General features: G+C 60.3%; 16 protein-coding genes. 12 read left to right on the top strand and 4 right to left on the bottom strand.

Features of this window, described 5'->3' with window-relative positions; genetic code table 11:
- Positions 1-4 precede the first annotated feature (4 nt).
- Positions 5-1,255: a metallophosphoesterase family protein gene (locus ACA044_RS28240; protein WP_497444201.1), complete on the top strand. Its 1,251-nt coding sequence runs from the start codon at positions 5-7 to the stop codon at positions 1,253-1,255.
- A 108-nt stretch (positions 1,256-1,363) separates the two neighbouring features.
- Here the strand turns inward: ACA044_RS28240 and gbca are convergent, their stop codons facing one another.
- A complete protein-coding gene (gene gbca, locus ACA044_RS28235) occupies positions 1,364-2,659 on the bottom strand; it encodes a glycine betaine monooxygenase oxygenase subunit (protein ID WP_497444200.1) in 1,296 nt (431 codons plus the stop codon).
- 296 nt (positions 2,660-2,955) lie between these two features.
- On the opposite strand from gbca, the gene gbcB reads away from it, so the two are divergent.
- Positions 2,956-4,056, top strand: coding sequence for a glycine betaine monooxygenase reductase subunit (gene gbcB, locus ACA044_RS28230; protein ID WP_497444199.1), 1,101 nt, complete (start codon positions 2,956-2,958; stop codon positions 4,054-4,056).
- Between the two features lie 105 nt (positions 4,057-4,161).
- On the opposite strand, the gene ACA044_RS28225 is transcribed toward gbcB, so the two are convergent.
- Both ACA044_RS28225 and ACA044_RS28220 read right to left on the bottom strand, forming a co-directional pair.
- A complete protein-coding gene (locus tag ACA044_RS28225) occupies positions 4,162-4,986 on the bottom strand; it encodes an SDR family oxidoreductase (RefSeq protein WP_497444198.1) in 825 nt (274 codons plus the stop codon).
- 594 nt (positions 4,987-5,580) lie between these two features.
- Positions 5,581-6,621, bottom strand: coding sequence for a threonine aldolase family protein (locus ACA044_RS28220; RefSeq protein WP_497444197.1), 1,041 nt, complete (start codon positions 6,619-6,621; stop codon positions 5,581-5,583).
- Positions 6,622-6,752: 131 nt separating this feature from the next.
- On the opposite strand from ACA044_RS28220, the gene ACA044_RS28215 reads away from it, so the two are divergent.
- From ACA044_RS28215 to ACA044_RS28175, 9 genes are all read left to right on the top strand, one after another.
- The gene (locus tag ACA044_RS28215; RefSeq protein ID WP_497444196.1) at positions 6,753-7,469 is read left to right on the top strand and encodes a TraX family protein; all 717 of its coding nucleotides are present in this window, start codon (positions 6,753-6,755) and stop codon (positions 7,467-7,469) included.
- Positions 7,470-7,753: 284 nt separating this feature from the next.
- Complete coding sequence (glyA, locus tag ACA044_RS28210) at positions 7,754-9,007, top strand: serine hydroxymethyltransferase (RefSeq protein WP_497444195.1); 1,254 nt, start codon at positions 7,754-7,756, stop codon at positions 9,005-9,007.
- 23 nt (positions 9,008-9,030) lie between these two features.
- The gene (locus tag ACA044_RS28205) at positions 9,031-10,281 is read left to right on the top strand and encodes a sarcosine oxidase subunit beta (protein ID WP_007947735.1); all 1,251 of its coding nucleotides are present in this window, start codon (positions 9,031-9,033) and stop codon (positions 10,279-10,281) included.
- A 14-nt stretch (positions 10,282-10,295) separates the two neighbouring features.
- Positions 10,296-10,625 (top strand): sarcosine oxidase subunit delta, encoded by a 330-nt coding sequence (locus ACA044_RS28200; RefSeq protein WP_038981140.1) that lies wholly within the window; start codon positions 10,296-10,298, stop codon positions 10,623-10,625.
- Positions 10,622-13,639, top strand: a complete 3,018-nt coding sequence (locus tag ACA044_RS28195; protein ID WP_497444194.1) for a sarcosine oxidase subunit alpha — start codon at positions 10,622-10,624, stop codon at positions 13,637-13,639. The genes ACA044_RS28200 and ACA044_RS28195 overlap by 4 nt, the downstream gene beginning before the upstream one ends.
- A 155-nt stretch (positions 13,640-13,794) precedes the next feature.
- A complete protein-coding gene (locus tag ACA044_RS28190; RefSeq protein ID WP_497444193.1) occupies positions 13,795-14,427 on the top strand; it encodes a sarcosine oxidase subunit gamma in 633 nt (210 codons plus the stop codon).
- 213 nt (positions 14,428-14,640) lie between these two features.
- Complete coding sequence (gene purU / locus ACA044_RS28185; RefSeq protein ID WP_007907570.1) at positions 14,641-15,498, top strand: formyltetrahydrofolate deformylase; 858 nt, start codon at positions 14,641-14,643, stop codon at positions 15,496-15,498.
- A gap of 166 nt (positions 15,499-15,664) precedes the next feature.
- Positions 15,665-16,864: a formaldehyde dehydrogenase, glutathione-independent gene (gene fdhA / locus ACA044_RS28180; protein WP_123719614.1), complete on the top strand. Its 1,200-nt coding sequence runs from the start codon at positions 15,665-15,667 to the stop codon at positions 16,862-16,864.
- Between the two features lie 433 nt (positions 16,865-17,297).
- The gene (locus ACA044_RS28175; protein ID WP_497444192.1) at positions 17,298-17,885 is read left to right on the top strand and encodes a DUF2780 domain-containing protein; all 588 of its coding nucleotides are present in this window, start codon (positions 17,298-17,300) and stop codon (positions 17,883-17,885) included.
- A gap of 1 nt (position 17,886) precedes the next feature.
- Here the strand turns inward: ACA044_RS28175 and yihG are convergent, their stop codons facing one another.
- Positions 17,887-18,771 carry a 1-acylglycerol-3-phosphate O-acyltransferase, YihG family gene (gene yihG / locus ACA044_RS28170; protein WP_497444191.1) on the bottom strand — a complete coding sequence of 295 codons (885 nt, stop codon included), beginning with the start codon at positions 18,769-18,771 and terminating at the stop codon, positions 17,887-17,889.
- Between the two features lie 338 nt (positions 18,772-19,109).
- Between yihG and rloA2 the strand changes: the two genes are divergently transcribed.
- A complete protein-coding gene (gene rloA2 / locus ACA044_RS28165) occupies positions 19,110-19,616 on the top strand; it encodes a retropepsin-like aspartic peptidase RloA2 (protein WP_497444190.1) in 507 nt (168 codons plus the stop codon).
- Positions 19,617-19,621: the final 5 nt, after the last annotated feature.

The following is a 19,621-nucleotide window of genomic DNA, read 5'->3' as shown; positions in this document are numbered from 1 at the left end:
CGACATGTCATTGGTCAGTCATTGGGAACACGAGTACGACAAGGTCAAACTACGGCTGCACGGCGTGGTCACTCGTCTGGAAATGGCCTGGAAGAAACTCGTCAGCGAGCTTGAACCCAAGGAGTACGAGGCCATCGTCGCTCTGCTGCAAAGGGGGCACGATCAGGCGCACTACGTGCTCAAGAACGGCGACTTGCCCGACGATCAGCCGAGTGTGCCGTGGGAGTTGGCCCACGGTTTGTCGATCCTGCATATCGGTAACGCCACTCCCTTGCCGCAATCGGCAGACGAGCTGCAAACCCGGGTGCTCAAGGACGGCAGCTTGCTCGGTTGTCGCAAATGGGAGCTGCTGGATCTGTTGTGGAGCGAGGCGCTGCTCAAGTGGATCGAGAACCTGCGGCATCACGCGCCGTTCGCCACTAATCCGGCGATGATGCGCATGGACAGTGACGTGACCCTGGCCATCGCCGGCGACTGGGGCACCGGGCCGTTCGACAGCCATGCCCCGGCGGTGTCGGTGGCCAACCAGATGCAACTGGCCCAGGCTGATTTCACCATTCACCTGGGGGACGTGTATTACGCCGGCACCCATTCCCAGGAAGACGTCGATATGGTCGGCTGGCCCATGGGCAAGCACGGCTCGTTCACCCTCAACTCCAATCATGAGATGTACAGCGGCGCCCATGGCTACTTCAAGGAGCTGGCCAAGCGTTTCCCGGCGCAGCAGGGCACCAGTTATTTTGCGTTGTACAACGATGACTGGCTGGTGATCGGGCTCGACACGGCTTATGCCTCGGATCCGATTAACCTGTACATGGACGGTGCGCTGAACAAGCAGCAGATCGACTGGATGAAAGATCTGCCCCAGCGCAAGAAAATCATGGTGCTCAGTCATCACCAGGGCTTTGACATCTCCGGGCACAACAAGACGGCGTTGTATCAACCGGTGTGCGATGCCTTGGGCCGCGAGCCGGATTACTGGTATTGGGGGCATTTGCACAATGGCATCTGCTACGCCACGCAAGGCGGGTTGCATGCGCGTTGCGCCGGGCACGGGGCGATTCCCTATGGCAATGCCAGCGAGCTGAACGGGCATTCGCGGGTGCTGTGGTCGGAAACGCAAAATGCGCGGGATGAGGCGTACCCGGATCGGGTGTTGAACGGTTATGTGAAAGTGCGGTTGGTGGGGGAGAACATCGTCGAGGAGTTTATTGGGGAGGATGGGTCGGTGCGGTGGTCTTCGTCAGCCCATTGATTTGTGGCGACGGGTAGGCCGTCATCGCGAGCAGGCTCACTCCCACAAGGGATCTTCAGTGCACATAGATCCAGTGTGGGAGCGAGCCTGCTCGCGATGCTTTTGTTCTTAGCCTTGAACCGGCACCCCCTTGAGGTACGACGCAGGCTCGGCCCCAAGGTTGTTCAGCAGGCGCTCGCTGTACCAGTCCACGAAGTTCACCACACCAAACTCATAGGTCTTGGAGTAGGGCCCTGGCTGGTACGCGGTGGAGTTGATCCCGCGCTGGTTTTCTTCGGCCAGGCGACGGTCCTGGTCGTTGGTCGCATCCCAGACCTGACGCATGCGCTCCACGTCGTAGTCCACGCCTTCGACCGCGTCCTTGTGCACGATCCACTTGGTGGTGACCATGGTTTCCTGAGCGCTGATCGGCCACACGGTGAACACGATGATGTGGTCGCCCATGCAGTGGTTCCATGAGTGCGGCAGGTGCAGGATGCGCATCGAACCCAGGTCCGGGTTCTGGATCCGGCCCATGAGTTTTTTGCAGCCCTGCTTGCCGTCGATCGTCATCGACACGGTGCCCTTGAGCAGCGGCATGCGCACGATACGGTTACGCAGGCCGAAGCTGGCGTGGGCGTAAGGAATCTTCTCGGCTTCCCAGGCGGCAGCGGAGGCCGCCACGTGGTCCTTGAAGGCCTGATCGGCGCGCGGGTCGGTGACGTCGTCCCATTCCAGCAGGGTTTTCAGCAATTCCGGGTGCGACGCGTTGCAGTGGTAGCACTCGCGGTTGTTTTCCAGCACCAGCTTCCAGTTGGCTTTTTCGAACAAGGTGGTCTGAATCGCCACCTTGGTGTTCTCCATGTCGTACGGTTCCATGTAATGGTTCAGCGTCGACAGGAAGTCATCAATGGCCGGCGGGTTTTCCGACAGGCTGATGAAGATGTAACCGCCGGCGGTCTTCACGTTCACTGGTTTGAGGCCGTACTGCTTCATGTCGAAGTCGGCGCCCATTTCGGTGCCGGCGAACAGCAGGCGGCCGTCCAGCTCATACGTCCACTGGTGGTAGTGGCAGACCAGTTTGGCGACTTTGCCTTTTTCACTGGTGCACAACCGCGAACCGCGGTGGCGGCAGACGTTGTGGAACGCATGCACCACGCCGTCGGCACCGCGAATCACGATGATCGGGTTCTTGCCGACTTGCAGGGTCAGGTAGTTGCCCTTGGTCGGGATCTCGCAGGTCATGCCGGCAATCAACCACTCTTTCTGGAAGATTTCCTGCATGTCGATATCAAACAGCCGCTCGTCAGAGTAAAACGGCTGCGGCAGCGAAAAAGTGCGCTCGCGCTCTTGCAGCATCTGCGCGGTGGCCTTGCGTGCGGGTTCCAGTGGATCGCCCAGGCTCAGGGTGGTGGTGACGTCCATCGTTTAATCCTCAAGGCCATTGTGTGTGGCCGACGAAAGTGGCTAATCAGGTTTGCTGCTCAGGGTTGCTACGCAAGGTGTAAAAATTGTGTCTTGGTATGGGGCGAGTGTGGGGCCGGCGCTGCCCGGAACCTTATCCATGGGCGACATGGCCCAATCTGTTCCCGACGCGCAACCCCCGGTAGTTGGGGGCTGGTCGCGATAAGTATGTGAATGTCGCAGATAGGTAAATGGGTGATCTGCGCTATACGCAGAATCGCCAACATGAAGGCCGGCAGTCGGCCGTGGAGATCAGCATGTCCAACAGCTTCCTGAACCCGGTAACCACCCAGACCTGGGCCAATGGTCGACACATTGTCCGTTGCGTCAAAGTCATCCAGGAAACCTGGGATGTGCGCACCTTCTGCTTTATGGCCGATCAGCCGATCCTGTTCTTCTTCAAGCCCGGGCAGTTCGTCACCCTGGAGCTGGAAATCGACGGCGTGCCGATCATGCGTTCCTACACCATTTCCAGTTCGCCGTCGGTGCCGTACAGCTTTTCGGTGACCATCAAGCGCGTGCCGGGGGGCAAGGTGTCCAACTGGCTGCACGACACCCTGCATGAAGGCCAGGAACTGGCGGTGCACGGGCCGGTCGGGCTGTTCAACGCCATGGACTTCACCGCGCCGAAAGTACTCTACCTCAGCGGCGGTGTCGGCATCACGCCGGTCATGTCCATGGCGCGCTGGTTCTACGACACCAACGGCAATGTCGACATGGTGTTTATCCACAGCGCCCGTTCGCCCAAAGACATCATTTATCACCGCGAGCTGGAGCACATGGCGTCGCGGATCGACAACTTCAGCCTGCACCTGATCTGCGAGAAACATGGTCTGGGCGAACCGTGGGCCGGTTATCGCGGTTACCTGAACCACAAGATGCTCGAACTGATGGCGCCAGACTTCCTCGAGCGTGAAGTCTTCTGCTGCGGCCCGACCCCGTACATGAACGCGGTCAAGCGCATGCTCGAAACGGCCGGCTTCGACATGACGCGCTATCACGAGGAATCCTTCGGCGCGACGCCGCCGGAAGCCCGTGCCGACGCGGTGGAGCAAGCCGAACAAGCGGCGGACGCACCGGAAGTCAACGCGGCGGATCTGCATCAGGTGGAATTCACCGCGTCCGGCAAAAGCATTCGCGTGGCACCGGGCGAAACCGTCCACGCGGCGGCGGCCAAGCTTGGCCTGTTGATTCCGAAGGCTTGTGGGATGGGGATCTGCGGGACCTGCAAGGTGATGAAGCTCGGGGGCGAAGTCGAAATGGACCACAACGGCGGAATTACCGAGGAAGACGAAGCCGAGGGGTTCATCCTGTCGTGCTGCAGCGTGCCGAAGGGGGATGTGCGGATCGAGTTTTGAACCTGTGGGAGCGAGCCTGCTCGCGATAGCGGTGGATCAGTCAATATCAATGTTGAATGTTCCGGCCTCATCGCGAGCAGGCTCGCTCCCACAATGGTTGGTATTTCAGTCCACAAACAAGTCTGGCATCAGCTTGTCTTGGGTGTCGGGCTCAAAGCGGTAATGATCGAATTCGGTCACGCCATGCTCCCGCAGAATCTCTTCATCAATCAGCAAGCGCCCGGTAATGCTGCGGCCACTGCTGCTCAGAATCGCGTAAGCGGCATCCGCCATGATCGCGGGCGTACGCGCATGCTTGAAGGACTCGCGCGACCCCAGCTGAAATTCGATGGCGGCGGTGGCGATCATGGTCTGCGGCCATAGGGAGTTGACGCTGATGCCGTAGGCGGCGAATTCCTCGCTCATGCCCAGGGTGAGCATGCTCATGCCGTACTTGGTCACCGTGTAGGGGCTGTACTGGGCGAACCACTTGGTGGCCAGGTTCAGCGGTGGCGACAGGTTGAGGATGTGACCGCCGTTTTTTTTCAGATAGGGCAGGGCGGCCTGGCTGCACAGCAGCACGGCGCGGGTGTTGATCTGGTGCATCAGGTCGAAGCGCTTGAGTTCGATGTGTTGCACGCCGGTCAGCTTGATCGCCCCGGCATTGTTGACCAACGCATCGATGCCGCCGAAATGTGCACTGGCGTCGGCCATGGCCTGGCGCACGGCTATTTCATCACGCACATCCACCTGCAAGGCCAGCGCCTTGCCACCCGCGGCTTCGACTTCCGCCGCCACGCTGAAAATCGTGCCTGGGAGCTTGGGGTGTGGCGCGGCGCTTTTGGCGGCAATCACGATGTTGGCCCCGTCCTTTGCTGCCCGTAGCGCAATCTCACGACCGATCCCGCGGCTGGCGCCGGTGATGAACAGGGTTTTGCCTTGTAGTGACATGCATACGCTCCTGATTGTTGTTATCTGAGCGGATCGAAACGGCTCGCCAGTCAATGTAGACCAACTCTTGCATGATCATTTCGCATGCGGGCTTTATGTGGCGAGGGGGCTTGCCCCCGTTGGGTTGCGAAGCAGCCCCAACCCTGAGCATGCGGTCTGTCAGGCAGATCGCGCTGGCTGGCTTCACGACTGCTGCGCAGCCGAACGGGGGCAAGCCCCCTCGCCACAGGGTTTCATTTCAATCAATTAGCGGAGGTTGAACACAGAGCCTGTGGCGAGGGAGCTTGCTCCCGCTGGGTTGCGAAGCAGCCCCAAAGCCTGGGCATGCGGTCTGTCAGGTAGACCGCGTTGGTTGGTTTTTACGACTGCTGCGCAGCCGAACGGGGGCAAGCCCCCTCGCCACAGGATTTCATTTCAATCAATTAGCGGAGGTTGAACACAGAGCCTGTGGCGAGGGAGCTTGCTCCCGCTGGGTTGCGAAGCAGCCCCAAAGCCTGGGCATGCGGTCTGTCAGGTAGACCGCGTTGGTTGGTTTTTACGACTGCTGCGCAGCCGAGCGGGAGCAAGCTCCCTGGCCACAAAAGCTTGCGGGTGTCAGCCCGCCATCACTTCCCGAATATCCGCTGCCAGTTCCAGCACGCGTTCTTCTTCGGTGTCCCACGAGCACATGAACCGTGCGCCGCCGTTGCCGATGAAGGTGTAGAAGCGCCAGCCCTTGGCGGTCAGCGCGGCAATGGCCGGTTCCGACAGTTGCAGGAACACGCCGTTGGCTTGCACCGGGAACATCAGCTCCACGCCAGGAATATCGCTCACCAGTTCGGCCAGTAACTGCGCGCAGTGGTTGGCGTGACGGGCGTATTTGAGCCAGGCGTCGTTTTCCAGAATCCCGACCCAGGGGGCCGAGAGGAAGCGCATTTTCGACGCCAGTTGCCCGGCCTGTTTGCAGCGGTAGTCGAAGTCCTCAGCCAGTTTGTGGTTGAAGAACAGAATCGCTTCGCCCACCGCCATGCCGTTTTTCGTGCCGCCGAAGCACAGTACGTCGACGCCGGCCTTCCAGGTCAGGTCGGCGGGCGAGCAGCCCAGGTACGCGCAGGCGTTGGAGAAGCGTGCGCCGTCCATGTGCAGGTTCAGGCCCAGTTCTTTGCAGGTGACGCTGATGGCGCGGATCTCTTGCGGGGTGTACACGCTGCCGACTTCGGTGGCTTGGGTCAGGGTCACTACGCGGGGTTTCGGGTAGTGGATGTCCTGGCGCTTGAGGGCGATTTCGCGGATCGATTCCGGGGTCAGCTTGCCGTTTTCGGTGCGGGCTATGAGCAGCTTGGAACCGTTGGAGAAAAACTCCGGCGCACCGCATTCGTCGGTTTCAACGTGGGCGGTTTCCGAGCAGATCACGCTGTGGTAACTCTGGCACAGCGACGACAGGGCCAACGAGTTGGCGGCGGTGCCGTTGAAGGCGAAGAATACTTCGCAGTCGGTTTCAAACAGTTTGCGGAATTGATCGGACGCGCGAGCAGTCCACTCATCGTCGCCGTAAGCGCGCTGGTGGCCGTGGTTGGCCTGTTCCATGGCAGCCCAGGCTTCAGGGCAGATACCGGAATAGTTGTCGCTGGCGAATTGTTGGCTCTTATCGGTCATGGCCTGCTTCCGTGGTCGAGACGCTTATGGTGAAGCCTCTCGTGGTCAATGATGGTGCACACTTTACCGAAGATCGTCCGGGGAGCGCACGGGATGCTTCTGTCAGAAAAATACAAGGATGCCGGGCAATTATGCACATGACTCAACGGGATGGGGCGCTGGATCTGCTCAAGTGGCTGGGGCTGCTGAGCATGGTGCTCGATCACCTGCGATATGTCGGTTACTCCGTCGATTTTCTGTATGTACCGGGCAGATTGGCGTTTCCATGGTTCTGCCTGGCGATGGCGGTGAACCTGTCGCGTGCCCGCGCAGTAACGACTGACGGCCAGTGGCGCTACCTCGGTTGGTTGTTGCTGTTTAGTGCGCTGAGCGAAATTCCCTATCGGATGTACATTCCTGATCACGACACCTTAAACGTGTTGCCCACACTGGTTCTGGGTCTGTTGGTGGCCCGTGGCTGGCAGCACGCAATGCTGCAATCGCGACTGCTGGCGGTCGGTGCCTTGTTGCTGGCGGCACTGTTCCCGGAGCGACTGATGTTCGGTTTCTTCGGCGTGCTGTTGCCGCTGACGATGTTGCTGGTGATCCAGCGTCCCTGGTATTTCGCCTTGTTGCCGGGGCTGGTGTGTCTTGCGGCGAATCAATGGCAGGTGCTGTATTACGGCGCGCGACTTCATAGCAGTGCAGCCATCCTCGGCATTGCCGCTTGTCTGATTGCGCCATTGCTGGGGCTGCTGCTATTGCGACACGCCCGAGGCATCCAGCCACCGCCGATGCGCCGTTGGGCGTACGCGCTCTATCCCGCGCATTTCCTCGTGCTTCTGGCTTTACGCCAACTCATCGCCTGACCTCTGACCCCCTGTAGGAGCTGCCGAAGGCTGCGATCTTTTGATCTTCTAAAAAGCCAAGTCAAAAGATCGCAGCCTTCGGCAGCTCCTACAGGGGGGTATGTTGATCTTGCGATCGTGTCCGACGTGTCCATTTCTCGCCATGTCGTAAACGCACCTTTGCGTGGCGTCCATAGGCATTTGACCTGTCTGCGCCGGTCATACCATCGCATCCAAAGGGCACTGCCGTAACGCCAGTGCCTTACCGAGACGAATGGCGCATAGATGCCGCTGGGAGAGACGCGATGTTCAGCAAGCAAGACCAGATCCAGGGTTACGACGATGCACTGCTGGCGGCGATGAATGCCGAGGAGCAACGCCAGGAAGATCACATCGAGCTGATCGCGTCAGAGAACTACACCAGCAAACGCGTCATGGAAGCGCAAGGCAGCGGCCTGACCAACAAATACGCCGAAGGCTATCCGGGCAAGCGCTACTACGGTGGCTGCGAGCACGTCGATAAAGTTGAAGCGCTGGCCATCGAACGCGCCAAGCAGCTGTTCGGTGCTGATTACGCCAACGTGCAGCCGCACTCCGGCTCTTCGGCCAACAGCGCTGTGTATCTGGCCCTGATCCAGCCTGGCGACACCATCCTCGGCATGAGCCTGGCCCACGGTGGCCACCTTACCCACGGCGCCAAAGTGTCGTCCTCGGGCAAGCTGTACAACGCTGTGCAGTACGGCATTGACACTAAAACCGGGCTGATCGACTACGACGAAGTCGAGCGTCTGGCTGTCGAATGCAAGCCGAAGATGATCGTTGCCGGCTTCTCGGCCTACTCCAAGACCCTCGACTTCCCACGTTTCCGTCAGATCGCCGACAAGGTTGGAGCGCTGCTGTTTGTCGACATGGCTCACGTCGCAGGTCTGGTCGCTGCCGGCCTGTACCCGAACCCGCTGCCGCACGCTGATGTGGTCACCACCACCACCCACAAGACCCTGCGCGGTCCTCGTGGCGGCCTGATCCTGTGCAAGTCCAACGAAGAAATCGAGAAGAAGCTCAACGCAGCGGTCTTCCCTGGTGCCCAGGGTGGCCCGCTGATGCACGTGATCGCCGGTAAGGCGGTGTGCTTCAAGGAAGCGTTGGAGCCTGGCTTCAAGGTTTACCAGCAGCAAGTGATCGACAACGCCCAGGCCATGGCCGGCGTATTTATCAAGCGCGGCTACGATGTAGTGTCCGGCGGCACCGATAACCACCTGTTCCTGGTCAGCCTGATCCGTCAGGGCCTTACCGGCAAAGAGGCGGACGCAGCTCTCGGTCGCGCCCATATCACCGTGAACAAGAACGCTGTCCCGAACGATCCACAGTCGCCGTTCGTGACCTCCGGCCTGCGTATCGGCACCCCGGCGGTGACCACTCGCGGCTTCAAGGTCGCGCAGTGCACGGAGCTGGCTGGCTGGATCTGCGACATCCTCGACAACCTCGGCGACGCCGATGTCGAGGCCAATGTCGCGCAGCAAGTGGCAGCCCTGTGCGCGGACTTCCCGGTTTATCGCTGAGCGCGGTTTTGGAGTAAATGACTATGCAACGCTATTCGGGCTTCGGCCTCTTCAAACACTCCCTCAGCCATCACGAAAACTGGCAGAAAATGTGGCGCACGCCGACCCCGAAAAAGGTCTATGACGTGGTCATCGTCGGCGGTGGCGGGCATGGTCTGGCGACCGCCTACTACCTGGCCAAGGAACACGGCATCACTAACGTGGCCGTGGTCGAGAAAGGCTGGCTGGGCGGCGGTAACACCGCGCGCAACACCACCATCGTTCGCTCCAACTACCTGTGGGACGAGTCGGCGCACCTGTACGAACACGCGATGAAATTGTGGGAAGGCCTGTCCCAGGACCTGAACTACAACGTGATGTTCTCCCAGCGCGGTGTCTACAACCTGTGCCATACCCTGCAGGACATTCGTGACTCCGAGCGTCGGGTCAGCGCCAACCGCCTCAACGGTGTGGACGGCGAACTGCTCGATGCCAAACAAGTAGCCGACGAGATTCCGTACCTCGACTGCTCGAAAAACACTCGCTACCCGGTGATGGGCGCAACCGTCCAGCGTCGCGGCGGCGTGGCCCGTCACGATGCCGTGGCCTGGGGCTTTGCCCGTGCCGCTGACGCCTTGGGCGTGGACCTGATTCAACAGACCGAAGTGATCGGTTTCCGCAAGGAAAACGGCGTGTGCATCGGCGTTGAAACCAACAAAGGCTTCATCGGCGCCAAGCGCGTCGGTGTGGTCACCGCCGGTAACTCCGGGCACATGGCCAAACTCGCCGGTTTCCGTCTGCCGATCGAATCGCACCCGCTGCAAGCGCTGGTGTCCGAGCCGATCAAACCGATTATCGACAGCGTGATCATGTCCAACGCCGTGCACGGTTACATCAGCCAGTCCGACAAGGGCGACCTGGTGATCGGCGCCGGTATCGACGGCTACAACGGCTACGGCCAGCGTGGTTCATACCCGGTGATCGAGCACACCATTCAGGCCATCGTCGAGATGTTCCCGGTGCTGTCGCGCGTACGCATGAACCGTCAGTGGGGCGGCATCGTCGACACCACGCCGGACGCGTGCCCGATCATTTCGAAAACCCCGGTCCCGAACATGTTCTTCAACTGCGGTTGGGGCACCGGTGGCTTCAAGGCAACACCTGGCTCGGGCAACGTGTTTGCCGCGAGTCTGGCCAAGGGTGAAATGCACCCATTGGCCGCACCTTTCTCCATCGACCGTTTCCACAACGGTGCGTTGATCGACGAACACGGCGCTGCTGCGGTTGCCCACTAACAGGAGAAATCCCCATGTTGCATATCTTCTGTCCTCACTGCGGCGAACTGCGCTCCGAAGAGGAATTCCACGCATCCGGCCAGGCGCACATCCCGCGTCCACTGGATCCGAACAGCTGCACCGACGAGGAGTGGGGCGACTACATGTTCTTCCGCGATAACCCTCGCGGTCTGCACCACGAACTGTGGGATCACGTTGCCGGTTGCCGTCAGTACTTCAACGTCACCCGTAACACCGTGACCTACGAGATTCTCGAAACCTACAAGATCGGCGCCAAGCCGCAGTTCACCGACAAGACCGACAGCCCGAAAGCGGCCGCCACGGCTCTGGGAGAGAAGGTATGAGCCAGATCAATCGCCTGTCCAACGGCGGACGCATCGACCGCAACAAAGTGCTGAGCTTCACCTTCAACGGCCAGGTCTACAAAGGCTTTGAAGGCGATACCCTCGCCGCCGCCTTGCTGGCCAACGGTGTCGACATCATCGGCCGCAGCTTCAAGTACTCGCGCCCGCGCGGCATCTTCGCCGCCGGTGCCGAAGAGCCGAACGCCGTGCTGCAGATCGGTGCGACCGAAGCCACGCAGATCCCGAACGTGCGCGCCACGCAACAAGCGCTGTATCAAGGCCTGGTCGCCACCAGCACCAACGGCTGGCCGAGCGTGAACAACGACATGATGGGGATTCTCGGCAAGGTCGGCGGCAAGCTGATGCCGCCGGGCTTCTACTACAAAACCTTCATGTACCCGCAATCGTTCTGGATGACGTACGAGAAGTACATCCGTAAGGCCGCCGGCCTTGGCCGCTCGCCGACCGAGAACGATCCGGACACCTACGACTACATGAACCAGCACTGCGACGTGCTGATCGTCGGCGCTGGCCCTGCGGGTCTGGCGGCTGCACTGGCGGCTGCCCGTAGCGGTGCGCGCGTGATCCTGGCCGATGAGCAGGAGGAGTTTGGTGGCAGCCTGCTCGATTCCCGCGAAAGCCTCGACGGCAAACCGGCTACCGAGTGGGTCGCCAGCATCATCGCCGAGCTGAAAAACACCCCGGACGTGCTGCTGTTGCCGCGCGCCACGGTCAACGGTTACCACGACCATAACTTCCTGACCATTCACGAGCGCCTCACCGATCACCTCGGCGACCGCGCCCCGATCGGCCAGGTGCGTCAGCGCATCCACCGGGTTCGCGCCAAACGTGTAGTGCTGGCGACCGGTACTCACGAGCGTCCACTGGTTTACGGCAACAACGACGTGCCGGGCAACATGCTCGCCGGCGCCGTGTCGACTTATGTTCGCCGTTACGGCGTGGCACCGGGCAAGAAACTGGTGCTGTCGACCAACAACGACCACGCCTACCGCGTAGCGCTGGATTGGCTCGATGCCAGTCTGCAAGTGGTCGCTATCGCCGATGCCCGCAGCAACCCTCGCGGTGCGCTGGTGGAAGAAGCGCGCGCCAAAGGCATTCGCATCCTGACCGGCAGCGCCGTGATCGAGGCCCGTGGCAGCAAACACGTCACCGCCGCTCGCGTTGCCGCGATTGACGTAAAAGCACACACCGTGACCAGCCCGGGCGAGTGGCTCGATTGCGATCTGGTTGCCAGTTCCGGCGGTTACAGCCCGGTGGTTCACCTGGCGTCGCACTTGGGTGGCAAGCCGATCTGGCGTGAAGACATCCTCGGTTTCGTACCGGGCGAAGCACCGCAAAAACGCGTGTGCGTCGGTGGCATCAACGGCGTCTACGGCCTCGGCGATTCGCTGGCCGATGGTTTTGAAGGGGGCGCTCGCGCCGCCAGCGAAGCCGGATTCAGCGGGGTCGAAGCGACCTTGCCGAAAGCCCTGAGCCGTCTGGAAGAACCGACGTTGGCGCTGTTCCAGGTGCCTCACGAAAAAGCCACCGCACGGGCGCCGAAGCAATTCGTCGACCTGCAAAACGACGTCACCGCTGCCGCCATCGAGCTGGCGACCCGCGAAGGCTTCGAGTCGGTCGAGCACGTTAAACGCTACACCGCGCTGGGCTTCGGCACCGATCAGGGCAAGCTCGGTAACGTCAACGGTCTGGCCATTGCCGCCCGTTCGCTGAACGTGACCATCCCGCAGATGGGCACCACCATGTTCCGTCCGAACTACACGCCGGTGACCTTCGGCGCCATAGCCGGTCGTCACTGTGGGCACATTTTCGAACCGGTTCGTTTCACCGCGCTGCATCATTGGCACGTGAAGAACGGCGCCGAATTCGAAGACGTCGGTCAGTGGAAGCGTCCTTGGTACTTCCCGAAAAACGGTGAAGACCTGCATGCCGCCGTGAAGCGCGAATGCAAAGCCGTGCGCGACAGCGTCGGCCTGCTGGACGCTTCGACCCTGGGCAAGATCGACATCCAGGGCCCGGACACCCGCGAGTTCCTCAACCGCATCTACACCAACGCCTGGACCAAGCTCGATGTGGGCAAGGCGCGTTACGGCCTGATGTGTAAAGAAGACGGCATGGTGTTCGACGACGGCGTGACTGCATGCCTGGCCGATAACCACTTCGTGATGACCACCACCACCGGCGGCGCTGCACGCGTGCTGCAATGGCTGGAAATCTACCATCAGACCGAATGGCCAGACCTGAAGGTGTACTTCACTTCCGTGACTGACCACTGGGCGACCATGACCCTGTCGGGGCCGAACAGCCGCAAGCTGCTCAGCGAAGTCACCGACATCGACTTGAGCAACGAAGCCTTCCCGTTCATGACCTGGAAAGAAGCTCTGGTCGGTGGTGTCCCGGCGCGGGTGTTCCGGATTTCGTTTACCGGTGAGCTGTCGTACGAAGTCAACGTGCAGGCCGACTACGCCATGGGCGTGCTGGAAAAAATCGTCGAGGCCGGCAAGCAATACAACCTGACCCCGTATGGCACCGAAACCATGCACGTACTGCGGGCGGAGAAGGGCTTCATCATCGTCGGCCAGGACACTGACAGTTCGATGACCCCGGACGACCTGAACATGGGCTGGTGTGTCGGTCGCACCAAACCGTTCTCGTGGATCGGCTGGCGTGGCATGAACCGCGAAGACTGTGTGCGTGATCAACGCAAACAACTGGTCGGTCTTAAGCCGATCGATCCGACCAAATGGCTGCCGGAAGGTGCGCAACTGGTGTTCAACACCAAGCAAGCCATTCCGATGACCATGGTCGGTCACGTGACTTCCAGCTACTTGCACAACTCCCTCGGCTATTCGTTTGCCATGGGTGTGGTCAAGGGCGGCTTGAAGCGCATGGGTGAGCGGGTGTTCGCACCGCTGGCCGACGGCAGCGTGATCGAGGCGGAAATCGTTTCTTCGGTGTTCTTCGATCCCAAGGGTGATCGCCAGAACGTTTAACGGTCTCGGCTCCTGTGGGGTGCCTGTTATCGCCTTCGCGAGCAGGCTCGCTCCCACAGGGGAACGCGGTCAAATGTGGGAGCGAGCCTGCTCGCGATGGCGGCAGAACAGCCACCACAAGGGCCGGAACCAACAGAATTCAAGACAGGTGCTTTATGACCGCAGCCAATGTTTACCAACAACGCCCAACCACCGGGGCCAAGGCCGAGTCGTCGCTGCATCATGCCGACCTCGCCAGCCTGGTGGGCAAGGGCCGCAAGAACGCCGGCGTCATCGTGCGTGAGAAAAAACTCCTCGGCCACCTGACCATCCGTGGCGATGGCCACGACGCGGCTTTCGCCGCTGGTGTGCACAAGGCCCTCGGCATCGAATTACCAGGTGCGCTGACTGTTATCGTCAAAGGCGAAACCAGCCTGCAATGGATGGGGCCGGATGAATGGCTGCTGATCGTCCCGACCGGTGAAGAATTCGCCGCCGAGCAAAAACTCCGCGAAGCGCTGGGCGACCTGCACATCCAGATCGTCAACGTCAGCGGTGGCCAGCAGATCCTCGAACTCAGCGGCCCGAACGTGCGTCAGGTGCTGATGAAATCCACCAGCTACGACGTGCACCCCAACAGCTTCCCGGTGGGCAAGGCGGTGGGCACGGTGTTCGCCAAATCGCAACTGGTGATCCGCCATACCGCCGAAGACACCTGGGAACTGCTGATCCGCCGCAGCTTTTCGGATTACTGGTGGTTGTGGTTGCAGGATGCTGCGGCTGAGTACGGGCTTAGCGTTCAGGCGTAGTTGTGGCGAGGGAGCTTTTGTGGCGAGGGGGCTTGCCCCCGTTGGGCTGCGAAGCGGCCCCAAATCCTGAAAGCGCGGTCTGTCTGATACACCGCGTTTTCCGGATTTACGACTGCTTCGCAGCCGAACGGGGGCAAGCCCCCTCGCCACAGGCAAGCCCTTACTCACAGAGTTCTCTCTGATCACAGATGTTGCAGCAGGAGTCACCGCACTATGAGCCGCGCCCCAGACACATGGATTCTGACCGCCGATTGCCCTAGCGTCCTCGGCACCGTGGATGCGGTGACCCGCTTTCTGTTCGAGCAGGGCTGCTACGTCACCGAGCACCATTCCTTCGATGACCGGCTCTCGGGTCGTTTCTTCATTCGCGTGGAGTTCCGTCAGCCTGATGGCTTCGACGAACAAGCCTTTCGCGCCGGTTTGGCAGAGCGTGGTGACGCCTTCGGGATGGTCTTCGAGCTGACCCCGCCGCACCACCGGCCAAAAGTAGTGATCATGGTCTCCAAGGCCGATCACTGCCTCAACGACTTGCTCTACCGCCAGCGCATCGGCCAGTTGTCGATGGACGTGGTCGCCGTGGTCTCCAACCACCCGGACCTCAAGCCATTGGCCGACTGGCACCAGATTCCGTACTACCATTTCCCGCTGGACCCGAACGACAAACCGTCGCAGGAGCGTCAGGTCTGGCAGGTGGTTGAAGAGTCCGGCGCTGAACTGGTGATTCTTGCCCGCTACATGCAAGTCCTGTCGCCAGAGCTGTGCCGCAAACTCGATGGCAAAGCGATCAACATTCATCACTCCCTGCTACCCGGTTTCAAGGGCGCCAAGCCCTATCACCAGGCCTACAACAAGGGCGTGAAACTGGTTGGCGCCACGGCGCACTACATCAACAACGACCTGGACGAAGGCCCGATCATCGCCCAGGGCGTGGAGGCCGTGGACCACAGCCACTATCCCGAAGACTTGATCGCCAAGGGGCGGGATATCGAAGGGCTGACCCTGGCGCGGGCGGTGGGGTATCACATTGAAAGACGCGTGTTCCTTAACGCTAACAGGACAGTTGTTCTCTAGCGTTTTCACTGCCTGAAAAGATCGCAGCCTTCGGCAGTTCCTACGCCGATCGCATGTCTCTGTAGGAGCTGCCGAAGGCTGCGATCTTTTGATTTACCGAGCAATCAACGCGCCGCCGATCCATGGCGACGCGACCGCTACATAAAAACAACAGCGAGGTGAAAGCATGTCTGGCAATCGTGGTGTGGTGTATCTCGGCAATGGCAAAGTCGAAATACAAAAAATCGACTATCCGAAAATGCAGGACCCGCGCGGCAGGAAGATTAACCACGCCGTCATCCTGCGTGTGGTTTCCACCAACATCTGTGGTTCCGACCAGCACATGGTGCGCGGCCGTACCACTGCTCAGACCGGTCTGGTGCTCGGCCACGAGATCACCGGTGAAGTGATCGAGAAGGGCAGCGACGTCGAGAACCTGCAAATCGGCGACCTGGTGTCCGTACCGTTCAACGTAGCTTGCGGGCGCTGCCGTTCCTGCAAAGAGATGCACACCGGTGTCTGCCTCAGCGTTAACCCGGCGCGTCCGGGCGGTGCCTATGGTTATGTCGACATGGGCGACTGGACCGGTGGTCAGGCTGAGTACGCGATGGTGCCGTACGCCGACTTCAACCTGTTGAAACTGCCTGATCGTGATCGCGCGATGGAAAAAATCCGCGACCTGACCTGCCTCTCCGACATCCTGCCGACCGGTTACCACGGCGCAGTGACCGCCGGCGTTGGCCCTGGCAGCACCGTATACATCGCCGGTGCCGGTCCGGTTGGTCTGGCCGCTGCCGCTTCCGCTCGCCTGTTGGGCGCTGCCGTGGTGATCATCGGTGACGTCAACACTGTCCGCCTGGCGCACGCCAAGGCGCAGGGTTTCGAAATCGCCGACCTGTCCCTGGACACCCCACTGCACGAACAAATCGCCGCGCTGTTGGGTGAGCCTGAAGTGGATTGCGCTGTTGATGCGGTGGGCTTCGAAGCCCGCGGTCACGGCCATGACGGCGTGAAACACGAAGCTCCGGCAACCGTGCTCAACTCGCTGATGGGCGTGGTTCGCGTGGCCGGCAAAATCGGTATCCCTGGCCTGTACGTGACTGAAGACCCGGGTGCTGTGGATGCGGCCGCGAAAATGGGCAGTCTGAGCATTCGTTTCGGTCTGGGCTGGGCCAAATCCCACAGCTTCCACACCGGCCAGACGCCAGTGATGAAGTACAACCGCCAGTTGATGCAGGCGATCATGTGGGACCGCATCAAGATTGCCGACATCGTGGGTGTTGAAGTCATCAGCCTGGATGACGCACCACGGGGTTATGGCGAGTTCGATGCGGGTGTGCCGAAGAAGTTTGTGATCGATCCGCACAAGTTGTTCAGCGCGGCGTAAGGCTTCATGCAAAGCAAAACGGCGACCTTCGGGTCGCCGTTTTTTTTATGGGGATCACACCACCCTGTGGCAAGCCCCAATGTCTGTCAGATAAGCCTTCAATGCGATCTGTAGCAGCTGGCGAAGCCTGCGTTCGGCTGCGAAGCAGTCGTGAATCCGCCTGACGCGGTCTGCCTGACGTACCGCAGATTCTGACTTTACGACTGCTTCGCAGCCGAACGCAGGCTTCGCCAGCTGCTACATGGAGTGCGTTGCTGCTGAAATGTACCGTTGGTCACAACGCCACCAGCGCGAGTCCGGGTTTTCACGTTTCATAAACGCCACTTGGGTAAAAATGCCGCGCAAACGAGGAACATGCCGGCAGATACCCGGTCAAATCGGCAGTTTTACCGTCCGTTACCGGGTGGTTTTCATGGCGCAAGAGGATGTCTGGATGAAAGTTTCACGCAGTTTTGCACTGGCATCGCTCATGGCTGTTGCTTCGTTGACGACGCTGGGTGCCAGCCCGGCCTTTGCACAGTTCAGCCTCAGCGATGCGGCCAATGCGGTTTCGGCGATACAGGGCGATCAGGGCGACGGCGCTGTGGCGGCGGCACCCAAGGCGGCCGGTTTGCTCAATACCCTGGGCTCGCAACTCAACGTCACGCCGGAACAGGCCGTCGGCGGTGCTGGTGCGATGCTGGGGCTGGCGAAGAATCAGCTCAGCGGCCAGGACTTTTCCGAGCTGAGCAAAAACGTGCCGGGCCTCGATCAGATCGCCGGCAACGGCGCCATCGGTGGCCTGAACGGATTGGGCGGGCTGCTCGGCGCGGGTTCTGACAAGAATGCGTTGCTCGATGGCTTGCTGGGTAACGTCAAGGACACCAACGACCTGAACAACGCCTTCAGCGCCCTGGGCATGGACAGTGGGATGATCGGCCAGTTTGCCCCGGTGATCCTGCAATACCTCGGTCAGCAAGGCGTCGCCGGTTCGTTGCTGCAAAACCTCGGCGGGATCTGGGGCGCCGGCACCGGTAGCTGAATCAGCCTTCGGCGCGTAATGCCTTGATGCGCCGATCCTTCTCGATCCAGAGCTGGTTGACCCAGTTCTGGACCGTTTCGCGAAACGCCGGATCGTTTTCGTAATCGCCTTGCCACAGCGCCGGGTCCAGTTCGCGGGTCTGGATGTCGATGATCACCTTCGGCACGTTGCCGCTGATCAAATCCCAGAATCCCGGAATTTTCTGCTGCGGATACACCACGGTTACATCGAGGATGGCGTCCAGCTGTTCGCCCATCGCTGCCAGTACGAAGGCCACGCCGCCCGCCTTGGGCTTGAGCAGGTGGGTGAACGGTGACTGCTGCTGGGCACTTTTCGCTGCGGTATATCGGGTGCCTTCCAGATAATTGACCACCGTCACCGGCTGACGCTTGTATAGCTCGCAAGCCGCTTTGGTGATCTCCAGATCCTTGCCGGCCAGTTCAGGGTTCTTCGCAAGGAACGCCTTGGTGTAGCGCTTCATGAACGGATAGTCCAATGCCCACCAGGCCAGACCCAGGAAAGGCACCCAGATCAGCTCTTTCTTGAGGAAGAATTTGAAGAACGGCGTGCGCCGGTTAAGCGTCTGGATCAGCGCCGGGATATCGACCCAGGATGGGTGGTTGCTGATCACCAGATACGAAGTATCGCCGCGCAGATCATCGCCACCGCGAATGTCCCATTGGGTGGGAATGCACAGCCGGAAAATCAGTTTGTCGATTTCGGCCCAGGTTTCGGCAATCCACATCACCGCCAATGAGGCGTCATCACGCAGCCGTCCGGACAGGACCAGTTTGAGCAGGGCGAACACCATCAGCGGCCCGAACAGGACCAGGGTGTTGAGCAACAACAGCAAGGTAACGAAACAGCCGGTGAGCAGGCGGCGCATAAGTAACTCTTGAAAGCGTTTGGGCGCGCCATGATATGCAGCTTCAGTCGGCAGGCCAAATCGGTGGTGACGAATGTTTCACGTTTGCGGCGGTATGCTTTCGGCTTATCGCAATTGCCTTGTGGCGAGGGAGCTTGCTCCCGCTGGGCTGCGAAGCGGCCCCAAAACCATGCGCCGCGGTTTTTCAGGCACACCGCATGAAACGGTTTTTACGACTGCTGCGCAGCCGAACGGGAGCAAGCTCCCTCGCCACAGAGGTTGATGGTGCTCTAACTATCGTTGTTTTTTGCGGTCTAGAATTCCGTCATGCGTCAACATCCCCCAAGGAAGCCCCTTACGTGAAATCTCTCCTTGCACTGCTTTCCCTCGTGGCCTTGCCGGTCCTGGCTGCTGAGCCGACCTTGTACGGGCGTTACGAATACATCGCGTTGCCGGAAATCGGCGGCGAAGTCCTCAAGGCCAAAATGGACACTGGCGCCCTGACTGCGTCGTTGTCGGCCAAAGACATCGAAACCTTCACCCGCGACGGTGACGAGTGGGTGCGTTTCCGCCTCGGCACCAAAGATGCCAGTAATAAGGTCTACGAACACAAGGTCGCACGGATCAGCAAGATCAAGACCCGCTCCGAAGAAGACGAGGATGACAAGGAAGCGATCGAACCCACCAAGCGGCCAGTGGTCGATCTGGAACTGTGCCTGGGCAACGTCAAGCGCACCGTCGAGGTCAACCTCACCGACCGCAGTAGCTTCAACTACCCGTTGTTGATCGGCGCCAAAGCCTTGCGTGAGTTCGGTGCGGCGGTGAACCCGGCGCGTCGCTTTACGGCCGACAAACCCGACTGCTGATTGAC

It is taken from the genome of Pseudomonas sp. LBUM1673 (assembly GCF_059695645.1).
Note: the sequence above shows the minus strand (reverse complement) of the source record. Positions and strands in the feature narration are given on the sequence as shown.

What these genes read in the sequence shown, in the direction of transcription:
- ACA044_RS28175 (WP_497444192.1), top strand. Translation starts at nt 17,298, where the DNA reads ATGAAAGTTTCACGCAGTTTTGCACTGGCATCGCTCATGGCTGTTGCT.
- gbcB (WP_497444199.1), top strand. Translation starts at nt 2,956, where the DNA reads ATGTCCAACAGCTTCCTGAACCCGGTAACCACCCAGACCTGGGCCAAT.
- ACA044_RS28220 (WP_497444197.1), bottom strand. Translation starts at nt 6,621, where the DNA reads ATGACCGATAAGAGCCAACAATTCGCCAGCGACAACTATTCCGGTATC.
- ACA044_RS28215 (WP_497444196.1), top strand. Translation starts at nt 6,753, where the DNA reads ATGCACATGACTCAACGGGATGGGGCGCTGGATCTGCTCAAGTGGCTG.
- ACA044_RS28195 (WP_497444194.1), top strand. Translation starts at nt 10,622, where the DNA reads ATGAGCCAGATCAATCGCCTGTCCAACGGCGGACGCATCGACCGCAAC.
- fdhA (WP_123719614.1), top strand. Translation starts at nt 15,665, where the DNA reads ATGTCTGGCAATCGTGGTGTGGTGTATCTCGGCAATGGCAAAGTCGAA.
- ACA044_RS28190 (WP_497444193.1), top strand. Translation starts at nt 13,795, where the DNA reads ATGACCGCAGCCAATGTTTACCAACAACGCCCAACCACCGGGGCCAAG.
- ACA044_RS28225 (WP_497444198.1), bottom strand. Translation starts at nt 4,986, where the DNA reads ATGTCACTACAAGGCAAAACCCTGTTCATCACCGGCGCCAGCCGCGGG.
- ACA044_RS28240 (WP_497444201.1), top strand. Translation starts at nt 5, where the DNA reads ATGTCATTGGTCAGTCATTGGGAACACGAGTACGACAAGGTCAAACTA.
- gbca (WP_497444200.1), bottom strand. Translation starts at nt 2,659, where the DNA reads ATGGACGTCACCACCACCCTGAGCCTGGGCGATCCACTGGAACCCGCA.
- glyA (WP_497444195.1), top strand. Translation starts at nt 7,754, where the DNA reads ATGTTCAGCAAGCAAGACCAGATCCAGGGTTACGACGATGCACTGCTG.
- purU (WP_007907570.1), top strand. Translation starts at nt 14,641, where the DNA reads ATGAGCCGCGCCCCAGACACATGGATTCTGACCGCCGATTGCCCTAGC.
- yihG (WP_497444191.1), bottom strand. Translation starts at nt 18,771, where the DNA reads ATGCGCCGCCTGCTCACCGGCTGTTTCGTTACCTTGCTGTTGTTGCTC.
- ACA044_RS28205 (WP_007947735.1), top strand. Translation starts at nt 9,031, where the DNA reads ATGCAACGCTATTCGGGCTTCGGCCTCTTCAAACACTCCCTCAGCCAT.
- ACA044_RS28200 (WP_038981140.1), top strand. Translation starts at nt 10,296, where the DNA reads ATGTTGCATATCTTCTGTCCTCACTGCGGCGAACTGCGCTCCGAAGAG.